General features: G+C 55.8%; 19 protein-coding genes and 1 tRNA gene. 9 read left to right on the top strand and 11 right to left on the bottom strand.

Features of this window, described 5'->3' with window-relative positions:
- Positions 1-217: 217 nt before the first annotated feature.
- On the bottom strand, positions 218-1,345 hold the full coding sequence (locus DD236_RS01775) for an ABC transporter ATP-binding protein (protein ID WP_109092655.1): 1,128 nt from the start codon (positions 1,343-1,345) through the stop codon (positions 218-220).
- Positions 1,346-1,658: 313 nt separating this feature from the next.
- On the opposite strand from DD236_RS01775, the gene DD236_RS01780 reads away from it, so the two are divergent.
- The 3 genes from DD236_RS01780 to DD236_RS01790 all read left to right on the top strand — a co-directional run bounded on the left by DD236_RS01780 (position 1,659) and on the right by DD236_RS01790 (position 4,529).
- On the top strand, positions 1,659-3,395 hold the full coding sequence (locus DD236_RS01780; RefSeq protein WP_109092656.1) for a serine/threonine protein kinase: 1,737 nt from the start codon (positions 1,659-1,661) through the stop codon (positions 3,393-3,395).
- A 93-nt stretch (positions 3,396-3,488) separates the two neighbouring features.
- Positions 3,489-4,373 carry a DsbA family protein gene (locus tag DD236_RS01785; RefSeq protein ID WP_109092657.1) on the top strand — a complete coding sequence of 295 codons (885 nt, stop codon included), beginning with the start codon at positions 3,489-3,491 and terminating at the stop codon, positions 4,371-4,373.
- An 80-nt stretch (positions 4,374-4,453) separates the two neighbouring features.
- Positions 4,454-4,529: transfer RNA gene (locus tag DD236_RS01790), tRNA-Thr, on the top strand.
- Between the two features lies 1 nt (position 4,530).
- Here the strand turns inward: DD236_RS01790 and DD236_RS01795 are convergent.
- Both DD236_RS01795 and DD236_RS01800 read right to left on the bottom strand, forming a co-directional pair.
- Entirely contained in the window at positions 4,531-5,409 is an 879-nt protein-coding gene (locus tag DD236_RS01795; RefSeq protein WP_109092658.1) for an arginase family protein, read from the bottom strand.
- 39 nt (positions 5,410-5,448) lie between these two features.
- Positions 5,449-6,051, bottom strand: coding sequence for a CueP family metal-binding protein (locus DD236_RS01800; protein WP_109092659.1), 603 nt, complete (start codon positions 6,049-6,051; stop codon positions 5,449-5,451).
- 128 nt (positions 6,052-6,179) lie between these two features.
- On the opposite strand from DD236_RS01800, the gene DD236_RS01805 reads away from it, so the two are divergent.
- From DD236_RS01805 to DD236_RS12415, 3 genes are all read left to right on the top strand, one after another.
- Positions 6,180-7,196: an SAM-dependent methyltransferase gene (locus DD236_RS01805; protein WP_109092660.1), complete on the top strand. Its 1,017-nt coding sequence runs from the start codon at positions 6,180-6,182 to the stop codon at positions 7,194-7,196.
- Between the two features lie 64 nt (positions 7,197-7,260).
- A complete protein-coding gene (locus DD236_RS01810) occupies positions 7,261-7,641 on the top strand; it encodes a helix-turn-helix domain-containing protein (protein WP_109092661.1) in 381 nt (126 codons plus the stop codon).
- Positions 7,613-8,218 carry a PIN domain-containing protein gene (locus DD236_RS12415; RefSeq protein WP_109092662.1) on the top strand — a complete coding sequence of 202 codons (606 nt, stop codon included), beginning with the start codon at positions 7,613-7,615 and terminating at the stop codon, positions 8,216-8,218. The genes DD236_RS01810 and DD236_RS12415 overlap by 29 nt, the downstream gene beginning before the upstream one ends.
- Before the next feature lie 29 nt (positions 8,219-8,247).
- Here DD236_RS12415 and DD236_RS01820 read toward each other — a convergent pair whose 3' ends face one another.
- Positions 8,248-8,451: a helix-turn-helix transcriptional regulator gene (locus DD236_RS01820; protein ID WP_109092663.1), complete on the bottom strand. Its 204-nt coding sequence runs from the start codon at positions 8,449-8,451 to the stop codon at positions 8,248-8,250.
- A complete protein-coding gene (locus DD236_RS01825) occupies positions 8,448-8,927 on the bottom strand; it encodes a hypothetical protein (protein WP_109092664.1) in 480 nt (159 codons plus the stop codon). Before DD236_RS01825 ends, DD236_RS01820 begins: the two co-directional genes overlap by 4 nt.
- A gap of 263 nt (positions 8,928-9,190) precedes the next feature.
- On the opposite strand from DD236_RS01825, the gene DD236_RS01830 reads away from it, so the two are divergent.
- Complete coding sequence (locus tag DD236_RS01830; protein WP_133246035.1) at positions 9,191-9,436, top strand: hypothetical protein; 246 nt, start codon at positions 9,191-9,193, stop codon at positions 9,434-9,436.
- A gap of 250 nt (positions 9,437-9,686) precedes the next feature.
- Here DD236_RS01830 and DD236_RS01835 read toward each other — a convergent pair whose 3' ends face one another.
- The 3 genes from DD236_RS01835 to DD236_RS01845 are packed head-to-tail and all read right to left on the bottom strand — an operon-like array spanning position 9,687 to position 16,982.
- Positions 9,687-12,290 (bottom strand): DEAD/DEAH box helicase, encoded by a 2,604-nt coding sequence (locus DD236_RS01835; RefSeq protein WP_109092666.1) that lies wholly within the window; start codon positions 12,288-12,290, stop codon positions 9,687-9,689.
- Positions 12,287-14,137, bottom strand: a complete 1,851-nt coding sequence (locus DD236_RS01840; RefSeq protein WP_243409871.1) for a site-specific DNA-methyltransferase — start codon at positions 14,135-14,137, stop codon at positions 12,287-12,289. Before DD236_RS01840 ends, DD236_RS01835 begins: the two co-directional genes overlap by 4 nt.
- Positions 14,091-16,982: an ATP-dependent helicase gene (locus DD236_RS01845; protein WP_109092668.1), complete on the bottom strand. Its 2,892-nt coding sequence runs from the start codon at positions 16,980-16,982 to the stop codon at positions 14,091-14,093. Before DD236_RS01845 ends, DD236_RS01840 begins: the two co-directional genes overlap by 47 nt.
- A 287-nt stretch (positions 16,983-17,269) precedes the next feature.
- Here DD236_RS01845 and DD236_RS01850 point away from each other — a divergent pair, with 287 nt between their 5' ends.
- Positions 17,270-17,617, top strand: coding sequence for a hypothetical protein (locus DD236_RS01850; protein ID WP_109092669.1), 348 nt, complete (start codon positions 17,270-17,272; stop codon positions 17,615-17,617).
- A 138-nt stretch (positions 17,618-17,755) separates the two neighbouring features.
- Here the strand turns inward: DD236_RS01850 and DD236_RS01855 are convergent, their stop codons facing one another.
- A complete protein-coding gene (locus DD236_RS01855) occupies positions 17,756-18,640 on the bottom strand; it encodes an NAD(P)-dependent oxidoreductase (protein ID WP_109092670.1) in 885 nt (294 codons plus the stop codon).
- A 131-nt stretch (positions 18,641-18,771) separates the two neighbouring features.
- On the bottom strand, positions 18,772-20,220 hold the full coding sequence (locus DD236_RS01860; protein ID WP_109092671.1) for a four-carbon acid sugar kinase family protein: 1,449 nt from the start codon (positions 20,218-20,220) through the stop codon (positions 18,772-18,774).
- Between the two features lie 103 nt (positions 20,221-20,323).
- Between DD236_RS01860 and DD236_RS01865 the strand changes: the two genes are divergently transcribed.
- Positions 20,324-21,040 carry a FadR/GntR family transcriptional regulator gene (locus DD236_RS01865; RefSeq protein WP_109092672.1) on the top strand — a complete coding sequence of 239 codons (717 nt, stop codon included), beginning with the start codon at positions 20,324-20,326 and terminating at the stop codon, positions 21,038-21,040.
- A gap of 4 nt (positions 21,041-21,044) precedes the next feature.
- Here DD236_RS01865 and DD236_RS01870 read toward each other — a convergent pair whose 3' ends face one another.
- Positions 21,045-21,731 (bottom strand): cyclase family protein, encoded by a 687-nt coding sequence (locus DD236_RS01870; protein ID WP_109092673.1) that lies wholly within the window; start codon positions 21,729-21,731, stop codon positions 21,045-21,047.
- Between the last annotated feature and the right edge of the window lie 233 nt (positions 21,732-21,964).

Consider the following 21,964-nt stretch of genomic DNA (forward strand, 5'->3'; position numbering starts at 1 on the left):
TTCTTTTCAGTACGCGGACTTCTTTAGGGCCAGCTTAGGGAGTGAGCACGGTTTGGGATTGAGGGGCCACGGCGAATGGCTCCAACGCACCCTTCCAACCATCCCTTGGGCGCACGCCCTGTGGCCTCGTACATTCTAGCGGTGTCTATGAGGGCCGTGGAAACACGAAAAAGGTGGCGAGAGGATTCCTCCTCCCGCCACCCATCGTTAGGTCTGACTAGCTGTTCAGGCGCTCGCCGGTGGCGGCGGAGAAGTAGTGAACAGTTCCGTTGTCAGGGGTCAGGTTGATGACATCGCCCGGCTGCGGCACAACGTGGGGCTCGATGCGGACGGTGCAATCGGATGCGCCATCGCCGGAACCGAAGGTCTCGGTTTCCTCATCGGAGCCGTCAACGCGGCCGTACACGTAGGCGTCAGATCCGAGGTGCTCCACGAAGTCCACCTTGAGTGGAATGTTGGAGGCGCCTGCGGCCGATGCCCACTCGAGGGCCTCGGGGCGGAAGCCCACCATGATCTGGCCGTTGTCCTCAGCAGTGATCTGCTTGGCAACGTCATCGGGGAGAACCAGCTTTGCTTCACCGAAGGTAGCGGTGTTGCCCGATACCTTCCACTTGCCGAGGTTCATGGCCGGGGAGCCGATGAAGCCGGCAACGAAGGAGTTGGCCGGGGACTTGTACATTTCGTCAGGGGTGCCAACCTGCTGCAGGAGGCCGTCCTTGAGAACTGCGATGCGATCGCCCATGGTCAGAGCCTCGGTCTGATCGTGCGTCACGTACACGGTGGTGATGCCGAGGCGGCGCTGCAGAGAGGCGATCTGGGTGCGGGTCTGAACACGGAGCTTGGCATCGAGGTTGGAGAGCGGCTCGTCCATAAGGAACACCTGCGGCTCACGAACAATAGCGCGGCCCATGGCAACGCGCTGACGCTGACCACCGGAGAGAGCCTTGGGCTTGCGGTCTAGGTAGGGCTCCAGATCTAGGATCTTGGCGGCCTCTTCAACGCGGCGGCGGATCTCATCCTTGGGTTCGCCAGCGATCTTGAGGGCGAAGCCCATGTTGTCCGCCACGGTCATGTGGGGGTACAGAGCGTAGTTCTGGAACACCATCGCGATGTCGCGATCCTTCGGCGAAACGTCGGTGACATCCCGATCGCCGATGAAGATGCGTCCGGAATTCACTTCCTCAAGACCGGCGAGCATACGCAGCGATGTGGACTTTCCGCAGCCGGACGGGCCAACGAGTACGAGGAATTCACCATCTTTGATTTCCAATGAGAAATCATCAACAGCTGGGGTATCTGAACCCGGGTAAACACGGGTTGCTTGTTCAAACGTTACGGTAGCCATGATTCATGGTCCCTTCACCGGCAGGTACGTGCCGGACGATCCGAGTGAAAGGTGCCGAGTACGGTGTGTCCGCTCTGACACGGTCCATCATTTTTAATGAACCGAGATTATTTTGTCACGTCCTGAAGTAAAGTGCCAACTTAGTGTCGGATATCACGCTGCCTGAGCCCGGGATTGTGTCAACTCTCTGGCCGTTCCCGTCATCCCAATACCAGTTATCCCGCCAGCTTTGGCTGTGCGCACCTTGGGCTCTAATGCGATATTCGCGCCACACCCACGAGCCAAGGTGGGAGGCTCACGGTACGGTTGAAGGGTGAGTGAGCGACGCGCAGAGATTGGCGGCTATGAAATTGTCCGCAGGATCGGGTACGGCGGCATGTCTACGGTATACGAGGCAAGCGACGCCGAGGGGCATCGTGTTGCCCTCAAACTCCTCCATCCGCACGTTGCCGATTCAAACAATGGGCGCGAGCGCATGCGCCGCGAGTTCCGCATGCTCCGCAAGGTTAAGGGCCCGTACGTGGCCGAGGTGCTGGATATTGAGACGGACGATGAGGATGCCTTCATCGTTACCCAACTCATCGATGGCCCTACCCTCGAGGACGATGTTGCTACCGGCGGCATCTACACCGAAGGCGATCTGACTACCCTGGCTCAGAACCTCCGCAACGCTGTGACGTCGATTCACGGCGCCGGCGTTTTGCACCGGGATATCAAGCCGTCCAACGTGATGATGAAGCGCGGCAAGCCGGTTCTGATCGATTTCGGGATCGCCCAGCTTGGCGATGATCCGCGGATCACCCAACAGGGTTCGATCGCGCAGTCCCCGGGCTACACCGATCCTCAGGTTTTGCGAGGGGCCGAACCGTCCGAGAGTGCAGATTGGTGGTCGCTCGCCGCTGTTCTGGCATACGCCGCCACCGGTTACCCGCCATTTGGCTCCGACGGCACCATCGCCATCACGAACCGCGTACTGAAGGGGGAGATGAACCTGCCGGGGCTCTCTCCCGGGTTACGCCGCACGTTCGAGAGAGCCCTTTCGCCCGATCTCGCTTCCCGTATTACGTTTGATCAGCTAGTTGAGGGTACTGAGATTGCCGAGGGCGACGTTTCCGACGACGAGTCCTCTCCCGCAGTCGTTCCTGGCGCAGTGATGCCCGGCCAACCGGCAGGCGCCACAGAGGTGATTGATGGGCAGCAGACCGCCGCGGAACAGACCGGTGCTAGCCAACCTGCTGGGGCTACAGAGGTTGTGGCCGGTGGCGCTGACGCTCGGCCTGCGGGCGCCACTGAGGTGCTGTCCGATCGGGCGATTCCCGAGGCCAGCGATGGCGCCCGAACTCAGGTCTTCCAGCAACCTGTATCGCAGCCGTATCAAGAGCCTTACCAGCAAGTACAACCTCAGCCGTATCAGCAGCAACCGCAGCCCTATTATGGACAGCCCGGGTCTCAGCAATATCCTCCCGAGGTCCCGGCTTGGATGCGGCCACCCGAGCGCGCGCGGCTCATTGTTTGCCTTATCGGCGTTGCACTCACGCTGTTTTCTACCGCGTTGCCCGTGGTGTTTCTCCTCATTTTCTGTGGGCTTAGCATCGTGGCGGCCGTGGTAGGCGTGAGTTTCGAGAGCTTGAATCGCCGGCGCTTAGAGAAGGGTGGGCGGTTCTCTGGCGAGGGCGGCTGGGTGGCTCTCCGCATGCCGTGGTTCTGTTTTAAGGCACTGTTCTCGCAGCTCTTCGGCTTCTTCCTAGGAGCTTTGTTCGGCATACTCGCGATCTGGCTGTTATCGATGGTGGATATACTCGATCCCCGGCTCAACGTTGGTATCGGTGCTGCGATCGCTATCTGCACCTCGTGGTTTATGGCAACCAATCGTCTTGGCCGGGAAGGTGCTCGAAGGATTGTGAAGGCCGTTGCGCCGTCTGGCGGTTATCGGGCGCTCTGGGTGGTCGTGTGGCTTGCCCTGGTGTTCATAGCAGTTGTTGTGGCGAACGGGAGTGGTGCGCCCGATTGGTACCCGATGTCCAGCCCATTCTTCTATGACGTGGCGTAGTCCATCGTCAGTGCAGCGTCTTACACGGTAAGGTGATTGAGCCGAAGTTTTCGGTCTTCAGTACTTCTCAAGGAACTAGTTTAGAATTCAGCTATGGCATCTCGAAACACTCCCGGCACGTCTGGGCAGAACCTCACCAAGCAAGAGCGCCGCGAGCAGGCGCGCGAGGCAGCGCGGAAGCTGCAGGAACAAGAAGAAAAGCGCGCGAAGCGGAACAAGATTCTTGCGATCGTTGGCGCCATAGCTCTTGTGGCCGTGATTGCGCTGGCAGTTGTGCTCATCGTGCGTTCGGGTTCCTCGGATAACTCGACCGGTGAAGGCACGGAATCTTCAGAAGACTGGGCTGATTTCACGCGTGCGGATTCAGTTTTCACGGCGGAGAGCACACCGGAGAACGTGACTGATCAGGGTGGTATCACCGTGGGTTCCAGCCTTGAGGCTGGAACTGTTAACGAGGGTGCTCCGGAGGTAGACATTTACTTCGATTTCTTGTGCTCATGGTGTAACCGCCTCGAGAATGAGTACTCGGAGGATCTCGCCCAGATGGCCAAAGATGGGGAGATCACCTTGGTGTACATGCCCGTTGCCATCATGGGAGAGGACTTCTCCACACAGGGAGCAGCGGCCGATTTCTTCATGGCTGAGAATGCCCCAGAGTACTTCCTAGATTTCCACAACACTTTGTTCGAGGAGAAGACTAATCCTCTCTTCTTGGATGAGAATTCTGACCAGACCCTCCCGACCATCGATGACATCCTTGAGGTGGCAGAGGAAGTGGGCGTGCCGGATGCAACCGTGGCTGATCTTGAAACCGCTATCAACGATGGTACTTACGACGCCACGATCGAAAGCGCCTACGAGCAGTGGACCGCCAACGGCCAAACCGGCACCCCTGGCGTGATCATCAATGATCGCCAGTTGGCTGATTGGACCGAAGGCAAGCTGACCAAGTACGCGGCGGAGGCGGCTGCCGAGTAAGCTTTCTCGCAACTTGCCAAGTTGGCCCTACAGGGGCGATTCTGGCAAGATATAGGGCGCTGCGAGTTCGCAGTGTCTGCGCCACCTTAGCTCAGTTGGTAGAGCAGCTGTCTTGTAAACAGCAGGTCATCGGTTCGAGTCCGATAGGTGGCTCCACTTAGTTCGTCAGAGGGGCGCTGCCCAGCAGGTTCTGAAGGAACATGACATTGCGGGGGATGAATTCGGCAACTGTCAGCCCAACCACATCGTAAGCCGCAGCAATATCGTCAATCACCCGGCGGGCCTGCTCCGCCAAGAGCCCTCCCTCATCAAAACCAAGCCCGAGTTGGACCTGATTGGCATCCACCGTGTCCACGTCAAAGTGAATGGCTACCTTCGATGCGCCGGTGCCGGCCAACCAATTCAACAGAATATCGGAGGTATCGCGAAGGTCCTCTGGAGAGAAAGAGGAAAGTCCCCATGAGGCGATGTTCGGGAAGTCGTCTGCGGTCCAAGAATGAAGGCCCGCAAGCGCAATCTTGCTTGGGTCCAGCAGCGCCGGTAGTGCGTCTGTGAAGGCGGCATCTACCTTGCCCAAGAGAGCCGAAACTGCCATTGCGTGGTAGCCAGGGTAATCACTTTCAGGCGTTCCCACGTCCGGGTGTGAATCGATCCAGACCATCGCGAGATCGCTGCCGTACCGGCCTGCCAACCACGAGAAGGGCGCGACGCTGACGGAGCAATCTCCGCCCACGGTAAAGATCCGCTCGGGGTCGTGGCGCTTGAGCAGCGCGTTGGCGGCTTGAAGCTGCTCAAGCAAGATCTCGCGATTCTCGATTCCGCCGGACCCTTCATCGTCCGGAATGTTCATCGGCACTGGAACCGTTTCGGTTGGCCCGGAGTGAGGTGGGAGCGTCGCCTCAATGACTTTAGTTCCAACGGCGTAGCCGAGCCGTGCCTGATCAGAGGGCAGCTCGTTGAAGGGTAAGGGATAGTTCTCGGAGCCAGCGCCCTGCCATTGTGGCCAGATGAGCCGGAGCGTCTGCGCTGAAGTCATGCTCCTAGCCTAATCGCGTAGCCGCTTCGGAGCTGGGAACTATGAGAGCTGGAGGGTTGTGAGGCAGGTGGCGTCGTCGTCCTCAATCGTCGAAATATCCACGGAACCGGACTTGCCCTCGTGCTCAACGTTCAACTCAGCTTCGATTCCCTTCGGGAGCCAAACGCCAACAAAGCCGTTATCGAAGCTGGAAAGGGTCTCGTCCACGATCGTCTCGCCGGTGTCCGCATCCACGATCTGAACGTCAAACTCCTCGTTGCTCAGCTCGCCCATGCAGGTGGTGAGGCTGTGGAAGTAACAATCGTGGGTCTGATCAACATAGGGGGCGAAGGAGAGGTAGAACTGATCCTCTGGCAGCGCCATCGGGGTCTCTTCGCCCGACGCGGTGGTGAACACGACTTCGCTCGGGCGTACCGAGGCAAGGAGATCCTCCGGCCGCTCAGCCACCGGGGCCTGATCCAACGCGTCCACGATTTCCGCAGCGTCCAGATCCTCTAGGCCGTGGGAGGCAAGTACTTCGGTGAGTTCGTTCGTGGTGGGTGCCGGTGTGGACGTTTCTTCTTCCGACGACGAACAGCCCGCCAACCCCAACGCTGCGACGAGGAGCGCGGTGCCAAGGGACGTTGCTTTGCGGATCTTCATGGGGTTGCCTCCGGTTGGGGTTGGGTCAAACAATTGATTAGTCAAGTCCACCGCAAGTATAAGAAAGTTACATACGGGGTAAATGGGAATTTGGACCTAGTTTCGGTGGGTCGGGCTATAGTTGGGCCATGGCGTCAATCCTGAAAACAGTTCTCCGTCGCGGATGGGTGAAGCCGCTGGGCATTATGGCTAGGTGGTTGCCGGGATATCTTCGAGTTGACTTCATCAGTGCAGGGCTGCAGTCCGGGATCCTTCAATATCTCAATCAGGGTTCGGCCACGTCGAAGCAAGTGGCACAACACTTCGGGTATGACATGCCGATGATCGAGGGACTCGAATCCTGGCTTGGGGTTGGTGTCCAGATCGGCGAGCTTCGCCTAGCGCGTGGCCGGTACTCGCTTCGGGGGCGCCGAGTAAAGACGCTGCTCAAGCCTGAGAACGATCCGATCGCGGCGTTCTTCGAGGAATTCACCAACTTGAACCATCGGCTGGTTATGGAGACTCCCGAGCGGCTGAAGCGTGGGGAATGGTTCACGCTGGCCGATGCGGACCCGGATACCGTGGCGCGGACCTCGCGGGCTGGTGAGCCGTGGCTGGCCAGCGCCATCGGGGAGGTGGTGCCGGCAGAGGGTGCTTTCCGGTTGGTGGAAGTGGGCTGCGGATCCGGCGCCCATATCAAGACAGCCGCGGAGATAAACCCGCGCTTAACGGCTCAGGGGATCGAGCTACAGGAGTCGGCCGCCGCGCAGGCACGCACGAATATGGCCGAATGGGGGCTTAGTGATCGGGTGGAGATCGAGGTGCGTGACGTCCTAGACCGCGAGGGCGATGGCACGGCCGATCTTGTGACGTTGCATCAAAACATCTACTACTTCCCAGTCGAGGAACAGTCCGCGGTTCTGCGTCATCTGGGAACGTATCTTGCCCCGGGCGGCAAGCTGCTTGTTACCACCGTGGTGCGAGACAGCGGCTCGGGATCGGTGGCACTGGACCTGTGGGGTGCCATGACTGAGGGTGCCTCGCGGCTGCCCACTCCGAAGGAACTGGAAGATCGCTTGGCTGCTGCTGGTTACGCGGACGTCGGCACGCAGAAGCTAGGGCCGGACGGCATGTATTACGCGGCTACGGGTACCTGGCGCGGGTAGGATCCTACGGTTCGGTGTTACTTACCTCTAGTTGTCGTTATTGCAGATAAGTTAGAGTTGATGCATGACAACACAGTTGCATGCATCAACTATCGACCCTCGTGATCCCGATGTTCGTTCCGATGCTGAGCGCCTCGCTAGCAGGCTGGATGGAGGTTCGCCGGTTGAGGCTGCTCTGCGGTCGATGCTGAATGACGTGGCCGGCGGCTCGCGGGTGGTTATACTGCGCGTCGAAGATGAAGTGACACCTTCTCAGGCAGCCGAGTTACTTGGCGTCACGCGCCAATATGTAGATCGTCTTTGTGAGGATGAGGTCCTCCCGTTTCGGAGGCTACCTGAAAGCCGACACCGGCGTATCCGGGTTCAAGACGTAGTAGACGTGGCCACCGAGCGAGAGCGGCGCCGAACCGGTGGCGATGCCATCCGGGCGGCGCTTGGCGCTTGATGCTGTGGCTCGGTTACAACGGATTTTCATTGACACCAGTGAGCTTTTCCCATTCACGATTATGGATGCGTTACTCACTCTGTCGGAAGACTTCATCTTCAGTTGGGTCTGGACCGACGAGGTGCTTGAAGAGTGGGAGAAGGTAATCGTTCGAGAGGGTCTCAGGTCTGTCGAATCAGCCCGCTCCGTATCCGACGCTGTTCGTGCGCATTTCAATGAGTATCGAATCGATCCGATACTCTATCGCGGTCGAGCGACCCCAAATCTCTCACCGGACCCGGATGATCGCCTTCATGCAGCTGCGTGCGTCTATGGAGATGTAGATGTACTCCTAACTCGGAATCATAGAGATTTTGCGGCACCGGCCATTGGAGAGGCTGGAGTGCAAGTGATGTCTTCGGATGAGTTTCTTCGCGGTCGACTTAGTCATAGGCGTCGGTCTGTCATAGAGTCGATTACGCGCACTGCAAATCGTAAGTTGAGTCCGCCGATGTCGCCCATTGAGCTGGCCAATGCAATGGCGAACGCAGGTACACCCAAGTTTGCGGCTCGGCTCAAAGCGCTTCTTCCTGAATGAAAGAGAGGTCGCAAGGGGGAGGGCGCGGCCTATTCCGTGCCTAGCTCGGGGAGGAACACATCTTCGATCGCGCAACTGAACGTTGCGGCGATTCGGAAGGCAAGTGGGAGTGAGGGATCGAATCGGCCCTTTTCGATCGATATGACCGTCTGGCGGCTGACTCCGAGCTCATCGGCGAGCCTCTGCTGGGACCAGCCGTTGACCGCACGCAGCTCCGATAGCCGGTTCCTCATGAGCGCCGCTTCTCCCACAGGTAGGCCGCCACGAACGTGAGCACCATCAGCCCACACACCGCGATAAGGGTGAGAGAGACTTCGGGGACGTTAGAGGTGAGCGCGGCTCCGATCCCTACGGCAGGGAAAGTGATCAGGCAAGTTGTCTGGGAGGCCTTGTCCAGCCACGTGGTTTCAACGCTGTATTCCGGCGTTCGGATCGCGCCCGGGATACTATTTCTATCGACGACGACGATCCACACCAGCGCCACACATCCCGGTGCAAGGCAGACGGTGTAGATCGCGAACACCCAGACGGAAGCCATCTCGAAGCTGCCGGTAAGGGCCACGAGTACGCCGGCGAGCACCGCGACGGCAATGCCTGGTAGCGCGGCGAACGTGAGTGCGGAATGCCTCTTGCTCCCAAAGCGGGCGTGCCCGAATCGGTAGGGCTGAGCCGGTTGATCACCGTGGTTTGTGCTAGTTTCCGGGTTCATGCGTCGGTCCTACTACATCTGTTCATGTCGGGCGTGTCAAGCTCACTTTACAAGTCAAGTAAGCTTGACACAAGGCTCGATTTGAACGTGGTATCAGATCGCGTGGGCGGTCCTCTCGCCTTGGGCGTGCCCCTCCTACCGTGAGCGTGACTCTTCTATGGAGTTCCCCAAGGGTGAAATGGGACCCTCCTCGTGCCAACCTCGGCTCAAGCTAATGTTGCTGTAATCTATTGGAAGCACCGATGCTGCCCCAGAGTAGTGACATGGCGGACTCGGGACTTTTGAATGCGGCGCAACACCTAGGTGACGCTGAGAAGATGGAGATGATCTCCGTGCTATGGGACTCCATAGATCATTCAAAGCGCGAACCCCCAGAAGACGTGCTTTCCACGGTGCGAGAGCGAGCAAAGGATGCTGATATTCACCCGCAAGATCAGATGACTTCTGAAGAGTTCTGGGCACGTATCGAGCGGCGCGATTCGATCGCCTATTTGCGGCGGGTCGAGTAAGGCTAACGTAGATCTAGGATGAAGGACTGATGGGGCGGATTATTCACACTTTTCGCACACGTACTCTCAGTGCGGTGCAGTGAGTTGCACTGACACTGAGAGATGTACTGAATTGCACTGAGCCTCGTCGCTGTTCAGTAACAGTAAGCTACTAGCTTCAATACGACAGCGAACTTCGAACCCTGATCTTGACTCAGCTGACCGGATCACCTCTGCAGGTTTCCGGGGCGAGACATCTAGCAGATCATTGTCAGGTGTCGAGTTGCATCTGGGAACTATGAGTTTCGTGCAGCACGTTTGACTTCATGATTTCTGAGGATGGGTACATGATGTATTCGACACCGCTGGCGCTCGCGAGTTCCTCAGCCGCGGCGGCTTTTGCTTTCACCAGAGCATCGTCAATCTTGTTGTCTCCCTTCACCTCAATGAGGCGCAAAACTCCGTCGCTCATGCGGGCTACGAAGTCAGGGTAATAATGACGTATTCGCTGTGAATCTGCGTCATAGTACTGGATTGAAAGGTCGCCTTGATTCGAAGTGAACATGCCCGTGAAGTAAATCTCTTGGACTTTGCTATCCTCGATGTACTGCCAGAAAAGTTCACGTTCAGGCTTCGAGTCGAAACAGTAGGTATCGGCGTGGAAGCTCTTCGCAACTTGATCGGGCTTGAGACCCTTATCTTTGTTGTCAAGAATTAGATCTGGTTTTGTATGGAAGATGTAATACCCACGATCCTTCGGTTCCCGCAGGAGAGTCATTGAGGTGTCCTCCGTGCGGAGCTCAGACCTCACTTCGTAGAGCTCATGAAAGATACGGGGAATGATTACATCGTCAAGAATTTCATTGTACCGATTGATGTACTCCATTACGGCCACAGGCCCGTCCACGGACTCGCGGACGATTCGATCAACAAGTACCGGCGAGATGTTCAGATAGCGTGCAACTTCGCCGCATAGCGAGAACAAGCTGTAGGTAACTTGTTCCCGGTATTCGTCAGCGTTTCTTGTCTTGACTGCAGTATTGCTCGTCAGCCTGCTCTTTTCGTAAAGAACAGCGGCGTACTTGTCCATATCGAGATCCCCAAGCCCGAAGTTGATCGGAGCTTGGTAACCGTTCTCGATTAGCTCGTAAGAGCGCGAGATCTTTTTGAGCTTGATCGTTCGGGGAGGTGGAACCACGCGAACTTCGCGCGAAACGGTCTGGGACTTTTTGTCGTTTGTCAGCCCATCCACATCCATGTTGAAGTTCTTCTCTAACTCATCATCGAGAATGTCAAAGTTCGGCTTGGATAGATACACGCTAGCTGTTTGCTGTTCTTCGGTGATCTGGCGCAGGCACCGCATCGTGGCTTGAAGGATGAATATCTTGGACTTTGGACTGCGATACATGGCCACGCCGAAGAGGGAACGGCAGTTCCACCCTTCTCGCCCCTTGCCCACAAGGATAAGGAATTGCTTTTCGTTACCTACACTCCCCGCAACGTCGAGATTGTTGAAGTTGCGGATGTCTTCATCCTTTGTCAGCTTTTGATCGCCAACGTTTACTAGCACCTTTGACGCATCAACATCCAAATCGGCAAGGATTCGTTCCACTGCAGGACGAACTTCGTCCTGTGCTTCTGCAATTGTCGAAGCGAAGATCGCGAGTTTCGGGGTGAGTCCCTCGTAGGTCTCTCCGCCATATTTGCCCCAGAAGTCCTGGACAATCGCTCTCAGAAACTCTTCGCTCTTTACATTTTCAAATGCTTGGAGGAAAGCCTCTTTCAGATAGCCCTTCTGTATGGACTCGCTCAGTCCATAGGCGTAAACCACCTCCGGGAGTGGCTGCTTGTTCACGTACGGAGTGCCGGTGTAGTTATAACAGGCGACGATGGAGGTATTCTCGGCCAGAAGGTTGATAGTGTCCCTGAGGCTGGTTCTTGCCGCACTCTTAGACCTCAGCTGTTTTTCGAGGTTAGCCCCGAAGAGATGGTGGGCTTCATCAACATAAACTCCGAGTTGCGAGAGCCGACCCAGCTTCTGGAAGCGCTGGTTCTCTATGAGCGCGGCTTCATCGGCAACGTCGTCACTCATATCGCCATAGATATCCGCAAGAATAGAGCTTCCGCTAAAGAGCTTCTCCCCGGGAGTGTCTTCTTTGCGCTTCTTCTTGACGACGATCTTCTGAGTGTTTGAAATGACGATGTTGAAGTCTGAATCGTCGAGCACGTGCAGAGTTGTCCCGGAATCATCGAGGAAGTGTATCTTGATGTTTTGATCCAGCACCGCGGCGTACTCAGGCGGGACCACCTTAGTCTTATCGAAGGTGACGATCTCGCGTAGCGATTCCAGCACCGTCTTATCAGGGGCGAACACCAACGCATTGTGGCAGAACCGCTTGTCTTTCGGGTACTTTCTTGCAAGGAGGAACTCATAGAAGATGCACGTGGCCATGAGGATGGTTTTTCCCAAGCCCATGGTGAGTGCGTAGATATAGTTCGGATAAGACTCCCGGTACCTCTCCATTTGCTTGAACAGTTTGTCCGTTCGGAACTCGGTCGGGTCATCAAACAATGTGGCCTGATCATTGACTGCGTAGTAGGAGGCCTCCGAGAATTCGTCCTCACGATTACGCCAAGAATCAAACATATCCGCAACCTGAGCGTTGTTCATGAATTCCTTGATGAACACGTAGATCTCGAGTGCTTCGAACTGAGGACCACGAAGAAACGCGTCAGGATTTTCTGAGGCGTCGTTATATGCGAGGAAGTTCCGGGTCAGATCGTTGTAGTGTGAGCGGATCTTGCGTTGGTTGCGGGCGTAGAAGTGCTTTAACTGCTCGTAGAATGCGAAGTCCTCGTTGAGATTGACCCTCATGCCTGAACCTCGACCTCCAGCGATTCCGAGAGCAGATCAGTGATCTTCACTTTGATGGTTCCTGCAGTATCGGGTACCTCGTAGTAGCCCTTCACGAAGGTCTTCTTGTCCGGTATATCGGTAACAGAAGGTTCCATCACAACGCCGTCATAGTTCCAATCGATCACTATTGACTCAACCAACTGACGCCAGTCCTCAATGTATTCGCGCTGTAGGGAGAGCTTCTGCATGAGATTGAGTGGGTAGAACGAACGGATGACGAGCCGATTACCTTCGAGGACTACTTCCGCCTCGGCTTCTCGTTTGAACTCCAGTTCCTTTTTGTCTTTAAGGATATCGACGACGGCGACGTCAACCTTGTACTCCGACAACTCAGATTCAAGGGATGCCTTAAGATCGGGTTCGTGTCCCATGCACACGAGGGTTACCTGTTCTACTGGCTGAGAGGGATTATCGGCCTTGCGCTTCTCATAGGTCTTATACGGTAGATTATCTGTGATTACTTTCAGGTCGGCCTTGGTGGCTATTCGATTGACGGGCATGATCTTGACCATGCGGCCATCAAGGGTGCCGTCCCACAAATTGCTCTGTTCATAGGGCTGAATCTCCAACGCTTCCATGAGGAGGTCCCGCGCTTGGACGGGATTGCGGAACAGGTCATAGTTGTTGACGTTGTAAACCTCAAAGCCGGTGTAGAAGGTATCGGGATCTGAACCATCGACATCCAGAGATTCCTGTTGTTCTCCGAGGCTGGTCGCGACTGAGAGGAGCCTTTTCGTGGTGGTTTGGATTGCTCCCAAATTGATGTCTGCACCGATGAACCGACGCCCGAGTTTCATCGCGACAGCCTGCGTTGTCCCGGAACCCATGAAGCAGTCGAAGACGATGCCCTCAGGTGAACAGGATGACGAAACTATCCGCTCCAGTAGACGCTCGGGTTTCTGGGTGGGATATGCCAAGCCTTCTTTATCTGAATTGTTAAGCTTGTCAATCGTCCAAACGTCGTCAATATGCCTCCCGTCAGCTATGGCTTCGTCGAGGTAGCGTTTCACCCTCTTGCCAGCTCCGCCGTCAGAGAGTACGTACTTGCGACCTGATTCTTCCTCAATCAGAACTTTTTGCTTTCGGGCTTTTGCATATTCCTCGGGTGACGACCATGCGAGTTTAAATGGTTCAAAATATGGAGAATTTGTCTTCGTGTAGAAGAGAATGGTGTCGTGACGGCGATTGAAATAGCTTGAGTTTTTGCGATTCCACCCAGAGTACTGCCATACTATTTCGTTTTGAAATAGTTTTGGTCCGAAAACTTCATCCATGAGCATCCGCAGATGGTGACTCTTGTGCCAGTCACAGTGGAGATAGATGCTGCCCGTGTCTGAGAGTAGCTCCCGGCAGAGGGTTAGCCGCTCGTACATGAACTGCAAATACTGATCATTCGTCCAAATGTCGCCGTACTGCTTATCTTCGAAGGATGAAGAATCGTTGGCAACAGTGGAGTCCTTCAGCTTGATCTTCTTCTTATAGTCCGCTTTGGAATCGAAAGGTGGATCGATATAAATGAGGTCAACTTGGCCGCGGTATTCGTGCAGAAGGTGGCTCATCACCTGCAGGTTGTCGCCCCAGAAGAGCTTGTTGATCCAGCCGTCAGTCTCAGTGCCGTAGCGCTCACGAAGCTGAGCGGGGTAATAGACCGTTCCACGATAGGGGCGTTTTCCGGTCCATTGCAGCTGCGGGTAGCCTTTAATAGGTGGGCGGACATCGAATTCGAATGACTGTTGTTCCTGCATAATTCTTTCCGGGTTAGTTACGGGCCATACCGCAGTAGAAATGGAAATCGCACTCGTCACATGTCTTCTGCTTCTTTGCGCGAGTGTTGTATTGCTTGTGGAGGATTCGGTGGACGACGTCGTCGAAAACGTCAATGGTCGCGTCTACGGAAGTCTTGGTATAAGGGAACGTGATGGTCGGGACGCCATCCTCTTCGCCCGTGTAGTAGAGGTGCATCTTCGAGACCTTCTCGCCAGTGCGTTGTTCTACGAGGTGCGCGTACACGTGGAGTTGCCTGCGATATCGCTCAAGGAGTTCGCTCTCGCTGTGAATATCGGGCTTCTTGGAGGTCTTGAAATCGACGATCTCAACTGTGTTATCACTGCCACGGATGAGATCGATGGTGCCGTCGATGATGTAGTCACGTTTTACTAGGCTGACGTTGACCTCGGCCTCCTTGATGGCGTCCCAATTGCTGCGCTGGTTTGAGACGTACCGATTCACTTGAGCGAGTGCAGTGTTGCGTTGCGCTTCAGCCAGATAGGTGTGCTCAGCTCTAGAGAGATATACATAGTTCATCTCGAACCACTGAGCGATGTTGCTGGGAGTGATGAGTTGTTGTTCGCCGCGAAGTGCGGCTCGGTGGATGTCCTCAATAGTTTGGTGGACTAATCGGCCGAAGAGCATGGCGTTGACTCGTATCGGCATGAATGCTAAGTCTCGATAGAACTTGTATTGGAGCGAGCACGTCTCATACACCGTGATATGGGAGGTGAAGGAGAACGCCTCCTTGATATTGACGTCCTTGACGCTTTCTAGGGTTAGCTTGGCTGGGTCGAATTCACCGCCATGGATATCGGGCAGGGTTCGATATACCTCTTTGAAGTACTTGCTGGGGGTACGGGAGTTTTCATCGCAGGTTAGGACCAGAAGGTTCTGTGCCCTTGAGAACGCGGTGTAATACTGACGCCAGAAGTCAAAGAACTTGATCTGGTCTTTCGGCTCAAATGCGGAACGGTGGAAGTATTGTTCGGACACCTTGTCGATCAGTGAGTTGCTCTGCTTTCGGGGCACGCTGTGCAACGAATCAACAATGACAACCGGGAACTCCATTCCCTTGGACTGGTGGATTGTCAGAAACGAGACGCAGCCACTTGGCGCATACTCTGAATCGTCTTCGTATTCGGCTATGCCGCCCTCGTATAACAAACGCAGATATAGGTTGAAGAACTTCTCTGTGGATTGATCTATGCGGCGTTTCCCGTGCACGAGCGTGGGGGAGAGAAGGTTGATCCCATGGAGGTACTCGAATTTTCCTATGATGTGGCTGAGCTGAGCTAGGTTGCGGCTCGGGCGAAGATCCACCACACCTGAGTCCATCGGCCGTTCGAGTATCCCGCTGAACGGCTCGAACTGGAGCATCATATAGAAGAGCCCCGAGTATGCGTAATCGGTTGGCTGTTTCAGCTGGAAGTGCGATGACCCATAATGCTGTACCCATTTAAGAAACTTCAGGTTCTCCGGCCTCTTTAAGTGCTCGGTTGCCTCAGCAAGACATGAGGTCAGATATGCGCGGTAATCATCCTTCAGCCATTCGAACTCGTCCTTCTCAAAGGACTGCACATAGTTGGGGAAGAGTATTAGCAGAATGCCAATCGCGAGCTTGATCTCCGCACGCTCAAAGAAGAGAGCTGAACGTGGAGAGTAGACGTTGATCCCGTTCTGTTCTAGATACTTGGCTAATCCGACGGCGTTTCTGTGTTTAACAGAGTTGAAGAGGAAGGCCAACTGGTTGTAATCGGTGAGTGTGCCTGATTTCTCTAGGGAGCGAATGAACGAGAGTATCTCGCGATACCACTCGTCGGTATTGTCTTGACTGGACACTTTGATGACAGTTGGGGTCTCTGGCTCTACGCCGCCCGCGGCCTTGATAGTTTTGGAATATCGATAACCGTTCCACTCAAACTTGAAGCGAGCTCCAGACGTCGTCTCCATCCAGTTGTTGTAGAAGATAACGATCTCTTGCGTTGACCGGTAGTTGTCCACAAGCGGGATGACTTGGCAGGACCGGCCCTCGAACTTGCTTGGGAACTCGAGAATGTTGCGGATTGTTGCACCACGAAAACGATAGAGACCTTGGTCATCGTCTCCCACCACACAGATATTTTGGTGGTTCTCACCGAGTAAGAAGACGAGCTGTTCCTGGATGTAATTCGTGTCTTGATACTCGTCGATCATGATGTACCGAAGTGCCTCAGCGTATTTGCCCAGCACTGCTGGATTTTCGCTCAACACCCGATATGCCTCGGTTTGGATCGAGGAGAAATCAAGCAAATTTTCTTCGGCAAGTAGATCTTGATAGGTTCCGCAGATCTTGCCGAGAACGCTCATTTCCGCGTCTTGAGACGTCTCTAGACTTGAAACACTCACCATCTCTTCGGCGATCGTGTTAGCCCATGAGCAGATTTGGAGCGACTTCTTCCACATGCCTACATTAGGAAAGACGAGCTCGCTGTTCTCAAGGTTGCTGAACCGGTGGAAGTTCTGGAAGATCAAGTAGCTTTGATCGAAGCTGTCAAGGATACGAAAACCGTTCTTCAGCCTTGTGTATTCGAGGTTTTCCTTGAGTATGCGCAGGCACAGCGAATGGAAAGTCCCCACATACATATCGTTGATATTGGCAGTGATCCCACGTTCATCGAGCTCGTTAGTGATGCGAGTGATGAGTTCCTTCGCCGCCTTCTCGGTGAAGGTAGCGATCATGATTTCTTCGGGTCTTACGTCTTCTTCTTCGATTAGGTAGATGGCGCGCTGAACCAACGTGAAGGTTTTTCCTGTTCCCGGTCCAGCAGTAATAAGCACCGGCCCGTCCACCGCTGCGATGGCACGTTTCTGGGCCTCATTAGCTCTTCCAAAGTCAAACACCTTGCGGCCCCCACTTCACGCGACGGTTGGAAAAAGCAACGAAGGAATCTACTTCACTCGTTGAAGTACTTCCAGACGCTACCGGGTATACCCCGCATAGCTAGCTACAATACCGGGTGTACACGGTAATTTCATAATGACTTGCGGCACCTTGTTGGTGCGTTGCCCAGTCGAGTGCGTGAGCGCACCCTGCCTACCGTGAGGGTGACTCTTCTTTGGGGTGCTGTGAGGGTGTGAGGGGTGCTCTCACCGCGCTGAATGAGTGCTGAGCGGTTAGCCTATGCTTCATGAGTGCTGAGAGGTTCGAGCATCACCGGCGTGAGGACGGGGAACTGCTCGGGTGGATCGAGGAGCGCGGTGATGGCTTCGTGGCCATCGACCGGTTTGGATACGCGCGCTCAGACGTCACCGATTGGTTCGAGGTGGAGAGCGCGCTAGACGAACTCGGCCTCAGCTACCTTGCCGAGCGCTATGAGTTCCTCCGCGAAGACGGAACGCGCCTCAACGTGAGGATTGCGGAGGCGCGGGAGGACTCCGTTGTGGTTAAGGAAGACGGCGGCGGCGCAGTAGGTGCCCCTCAAATCTTCTACACGCTCCCAATCCCGGTGGACCGGGCGCGCTTGTACCTCAGATGAGGTGACCGCCGATTGGTTTCGAGCTTCTTACGGCTCCGATGCGGTCTGCCGGAGCTGTAAACCCGAGGAGACACAACAAAGTGAAGTGCTCTACCTCCACCGAGGAGATGAGTATGCCGTCAGCTTCTGATTCTTCTCCTAATCCTGGGCATGAGGCTGGAAGACCGTGACAATTTGGGAATCGTCAGAGGTATTCAGCTCGTGGTTGGCGCCCAGAAGGTACGCCTGCTCGGCCGCAGCCGCCACCGGCGTGGGGATGGAGGCGTGCTTCGCGGCGGACGTCACGATGTTCATGTCCTTCGTGAAGATGTCCAGCCGAGACTTGACCTCAGGCGTGTCCCCCTGCATCGTCTGGATCATGCGCGGGCCGCGATCGCCCAGCATGAAGGAGGCCGCAGCACCGGACATCAGTGCTTCTAGAGCCTGCTCGAGGTTCAGGCCTAGAGAATCGGCGAGGGCTAGGGCTTCACCGGCCGCGGCGATGTGTACGCCGCACAGCAACTGGTTGACCGTCTTCATGGCTTGGCCTTTGCCGGGCTCGTCGCCCACGTTGACCAGGGTGGAGGACATCTTCTCCAGAATCGGAAGTGCCTTGCGGTAGGCATTCGGTTCAGCGCCCACGACAACGAGAAGGTCTCCACTTCCCGCGCGGACTGGGCCACCTGAAACAGGGGCATCGATGAGGCTGATGTCCAGCTCCGCCAGTTCGGCGCCAACGGCCGTGACGGCTTCGATGCCAACCGTGGATGTCAGGATAATGAGGGTTCCTTCGCCCATAGCGCCCGCGATGCCCGACTCGCCGTACAGGAGCGACCGGAGCTGTGCTTCGTTTCGCACGGCGATGAGAACAACGTCTGCCTCTGAAGCACACTCCTGAGCGCTCGCGGCTGTTCTCAGGCCGGCCTCGGCGGCTGCAGCAGTGCGTTCGGCTGAAACATCGAAGGCTTGGACGGAAAAGCTTGTGGCGAGGTTGGTGGCCATGGGCAGTCCCATAGCGCCGAGACCTAATACTGAAATAGTCATTGTGATTCTCCTCGAGATGAATTGTTGGATGAGTGCGAAATGAAGTGCCGTGTTAACAGGCGGTTCGCTTACGTGAAGCGCGGGGTAAACGAAGTGTCGGTCATGAGTAGTGTCCGCTGTACGAAGCGCGATCAGGAATCATGTGCTGCTGCAATGAGTTTCTGCACTACCTGAACCATGGAGTCTTCGTTACCAACATTGCCTGCGAAGACGATGAAGGGAATGCCAGCGGCAGGCCCCTCTTCGGGCCTCCACAGGGAGACGATGCCCGGAAGCATCGGTCCGATAACGGTGGCGCGGGAGATGGCGAGGCCTTTCGTGGCAACGTCCGATGAGGTGATGCCGCCTTTGGCAATGACGAAGATCGGCCGAACGATTGCTGTGACGCGTTGTACTACGTCGGTCACGAACGATGAGACGTCGCGGGCGATTCGCAGTGAATCGGTCTCGTCAATTCCGCGAACGAGGGTCCGCGACGTTGCCAGAATAGTTGTGCCGTTGCGAAGGCCGTTGACCACCGAAGTCACAATAGAATCCAGATACTCATTGCGTAGATCACGGGAGATCGCTTTCTCAACGTCAATCTCTACGGACTGCGCTGAGACATCTTCCTTGAGCTTGGTGACCTGCTTGGTGGTAAGTGAGACGTGGGAGCCCACCACAACGAGGCCACCATGCGCGACTTCCTGACTTGGAGTAGGCGTGGGGATCTCCTGCGGCGTGAGCGGCTCACGGACCTCTTGCCCGATCATTGCCCGAACAAAAGGCGGGCCAACTCGATAGATGAAGCGAGCGCCTTGTTCTTCCGCTTCTATTAAGGCTAGGGCGAGGTGGCGTAGATCGTTTTCGCACGTGCAGTCGCAGACGATGGCGCGGCGATCGCTTGAGGCGAGAAGTTCAGATACGACGCCCGAGCGGTCCGTCCGCAAGGCCTGTAGATCAATGACCAGTACGGATTCTGCGGTCACCTTTCCACCCGTCTTTTCTTCGACCCACGAAGGAAGGAACGAGTTGTGGTAGCCAAAGGTGGCGTCCTGCGAGAACTCCGTCTGGGCAACGGGCACATATCCCTCTTCATCTGACCCGGCGTAGTGGACCCCATTGACGGTGATTCGCCCGGCCTGACTGAACGCGGGCACCAACACCACGCCGTTGACCTGGACATCCAGCTGCGATAGCTCCTCGACAATCGTGTCAGTTTCCAACGGGAAATGGCCGCGCAGTGTGGAATCTGAACGTGAGACGAAGCGCGGCTTCACCCCCGCCGTCTCGCTGGCGCTGTTGGCGGCGGCAATGACTTCGCGATTGATCTTGGCGGCGTTATCTGGGGCCAGTGATCGAGAGTTGGTTAGAACGTAGATGGCCGCAGGGTTGTCTTGGAGAGCCCAGAGAAAGTCATCCACTTCCCAGGAGGTGAGAATTGGCAGATCGGCAACGGACTGAGTGCCCGTCGGATCATCATCCAACACCACCAGTATGTCCTGCTGGGAGCGGCGAGCCTGAGCGGCCCGCACATCTTCCGCGCTGATTGGAGCGCCCGCGGCAATTCCTTGTTCAATTTCTACTAATGTTTGACTCATAACTATCATTCCTTGTGTAGGCCTCCCGTCACGCTCGTAAAACCCGTCCGGAGGTTAATCGATCCGGTTTTTGCTGATGCGGGTCAAATTGATAGGGGAGCAGATGACCGATACGCGAGTATCACAGGCAATCGATCAGATTCTCGATGCTATTGCCTCAGGAGCTTTCGCACCGGATTCGCCACTTCCGCCCGAGATTGAATTAATGCAGTTCCTCGATGTTTCCCGTTCTACTATGCGTGAAGCCGTTCGAGACCTCTCGGCACGCGGCGTCCTAAACGTTGTCCATGGCCGTGGGACGTTCATCAACCCAATCTCCCAGTGGTCAGATTTGGCCATGGTCGCTCGGTTTTTGACCGCCACGGCGTCTCCGCATCGCGTCGGCATGCTGCTGATCGAAGTCCGCAGGATGATCGAAGTGGGGAGTTGCGGCTTAGCAGCTGAGAACCGAACCGAGGATGACCTAGCCGCTATGGTGCGAGCACTCGAGGCGTTCGATGCGGCGGCGGGAAACAAGGACATTGAGAAGGTTGCCAACGCCGATGTGGCATTCCACAATGCAATTCTTCGTGCTTCAGGCAATCCCTTCCTGCCTCCCATCATGCAGCCTCTTCAGGAGGCGCTTGAATCTTCCCGTCGCCACACCAGTGCAAATCCATCGATTCGAAACCGTGCCCGCTCCCACCACTGGGCTATTTTTGAAGCCATTAAAGTGGGGGACCAGAACGGTGCCAAGGATGCGATGCGTGACCACATGACGCAAACTCGCAGTGATATTGACGCATTCTTGACAGACCAGCCGGACCAGCCTGAAAGCTGAGCGCCTAGTCCTCTACCCATGCCATCGCGCAAACCTGAGACGAATCGACGCCCTTGACGCGCAGCGGCCCAAGCGTGATGACCTTGATCGTCTTGTCACCCAACTCCGCCATGGGCATGTCCTCGATGGCTGTGATGATGTGATCCGTGTAGTTGCCGAGGAGCCAGTGATGAGCCTCCTCGCCGTAGTCATTCGTGGGGGAGGCTACGGAAAGCCAGTCCATCGCGACGCAGTCGAGCTCAGGGAACTCCTCGTTCAACCATTGGCATAGATCAGGATGTAGGCTCGGACCTTCCATCTGGTAGAAGGTCGGGTCGCTGTCGCGATACTTCTCAAAGCCGGTGCGAAGAAGCAAGAAGCGCTTGCCCTTCAGTTGATCGGCAAAAGGTTCTAGATCTTCCTTCTTGACTAGTGCGGCACGCGTACAGCACTGGGGAATGTCGGCTACCAAGACGTCCGGACCCTCGAATCCAAACCGCTCCACAGGGAGATCATTGAATGAATCGCCCACGGTGTTGAAGTGATGCGGGCCATCCATGTGGGTTGCGAAATGGTTCGGGGGCGTTGTGACATACGAGTTGAATGGCTTGCCGCTCGTGCCGATCACGCTATCTGCCTGGACGTCAGCAATTGGCTCACCGGGCCACGCAAACCCATCAGGGTCAACCGGATGCGCAAGATGAATGAACATATTCTCTCCTTCGAGTAAATACTGGCGGCGCGAATTCTGCTTTAACCAAAAAGCGCCAGTGACCTACGTCTCGAATATACCTAAGAGGTCAGAGGACTTCAAGAGCTGCTTTGATGACCGGCTCGGTCGCGCATGGACCCAGAGAGTACGTGGTTGGGTGAGTTTTGATTGCGGGAGGTTTCGTCGTCGTTATTTTCTTAACGACGACGAATCCGACTAGCCTCTTAGCAAAA

The sequence above is a fragment of the Ancrocorticia populi genome (assembly GCF_003123745.1).
In the GTDB taxonomy this organism is placed as follows: domain Bacteria; phylum Actinomycetota; class Actinomycetes; order Actinomycetales; family Actinomycetaceae; genus Ancrocorticia; species Ancrocorticia populi.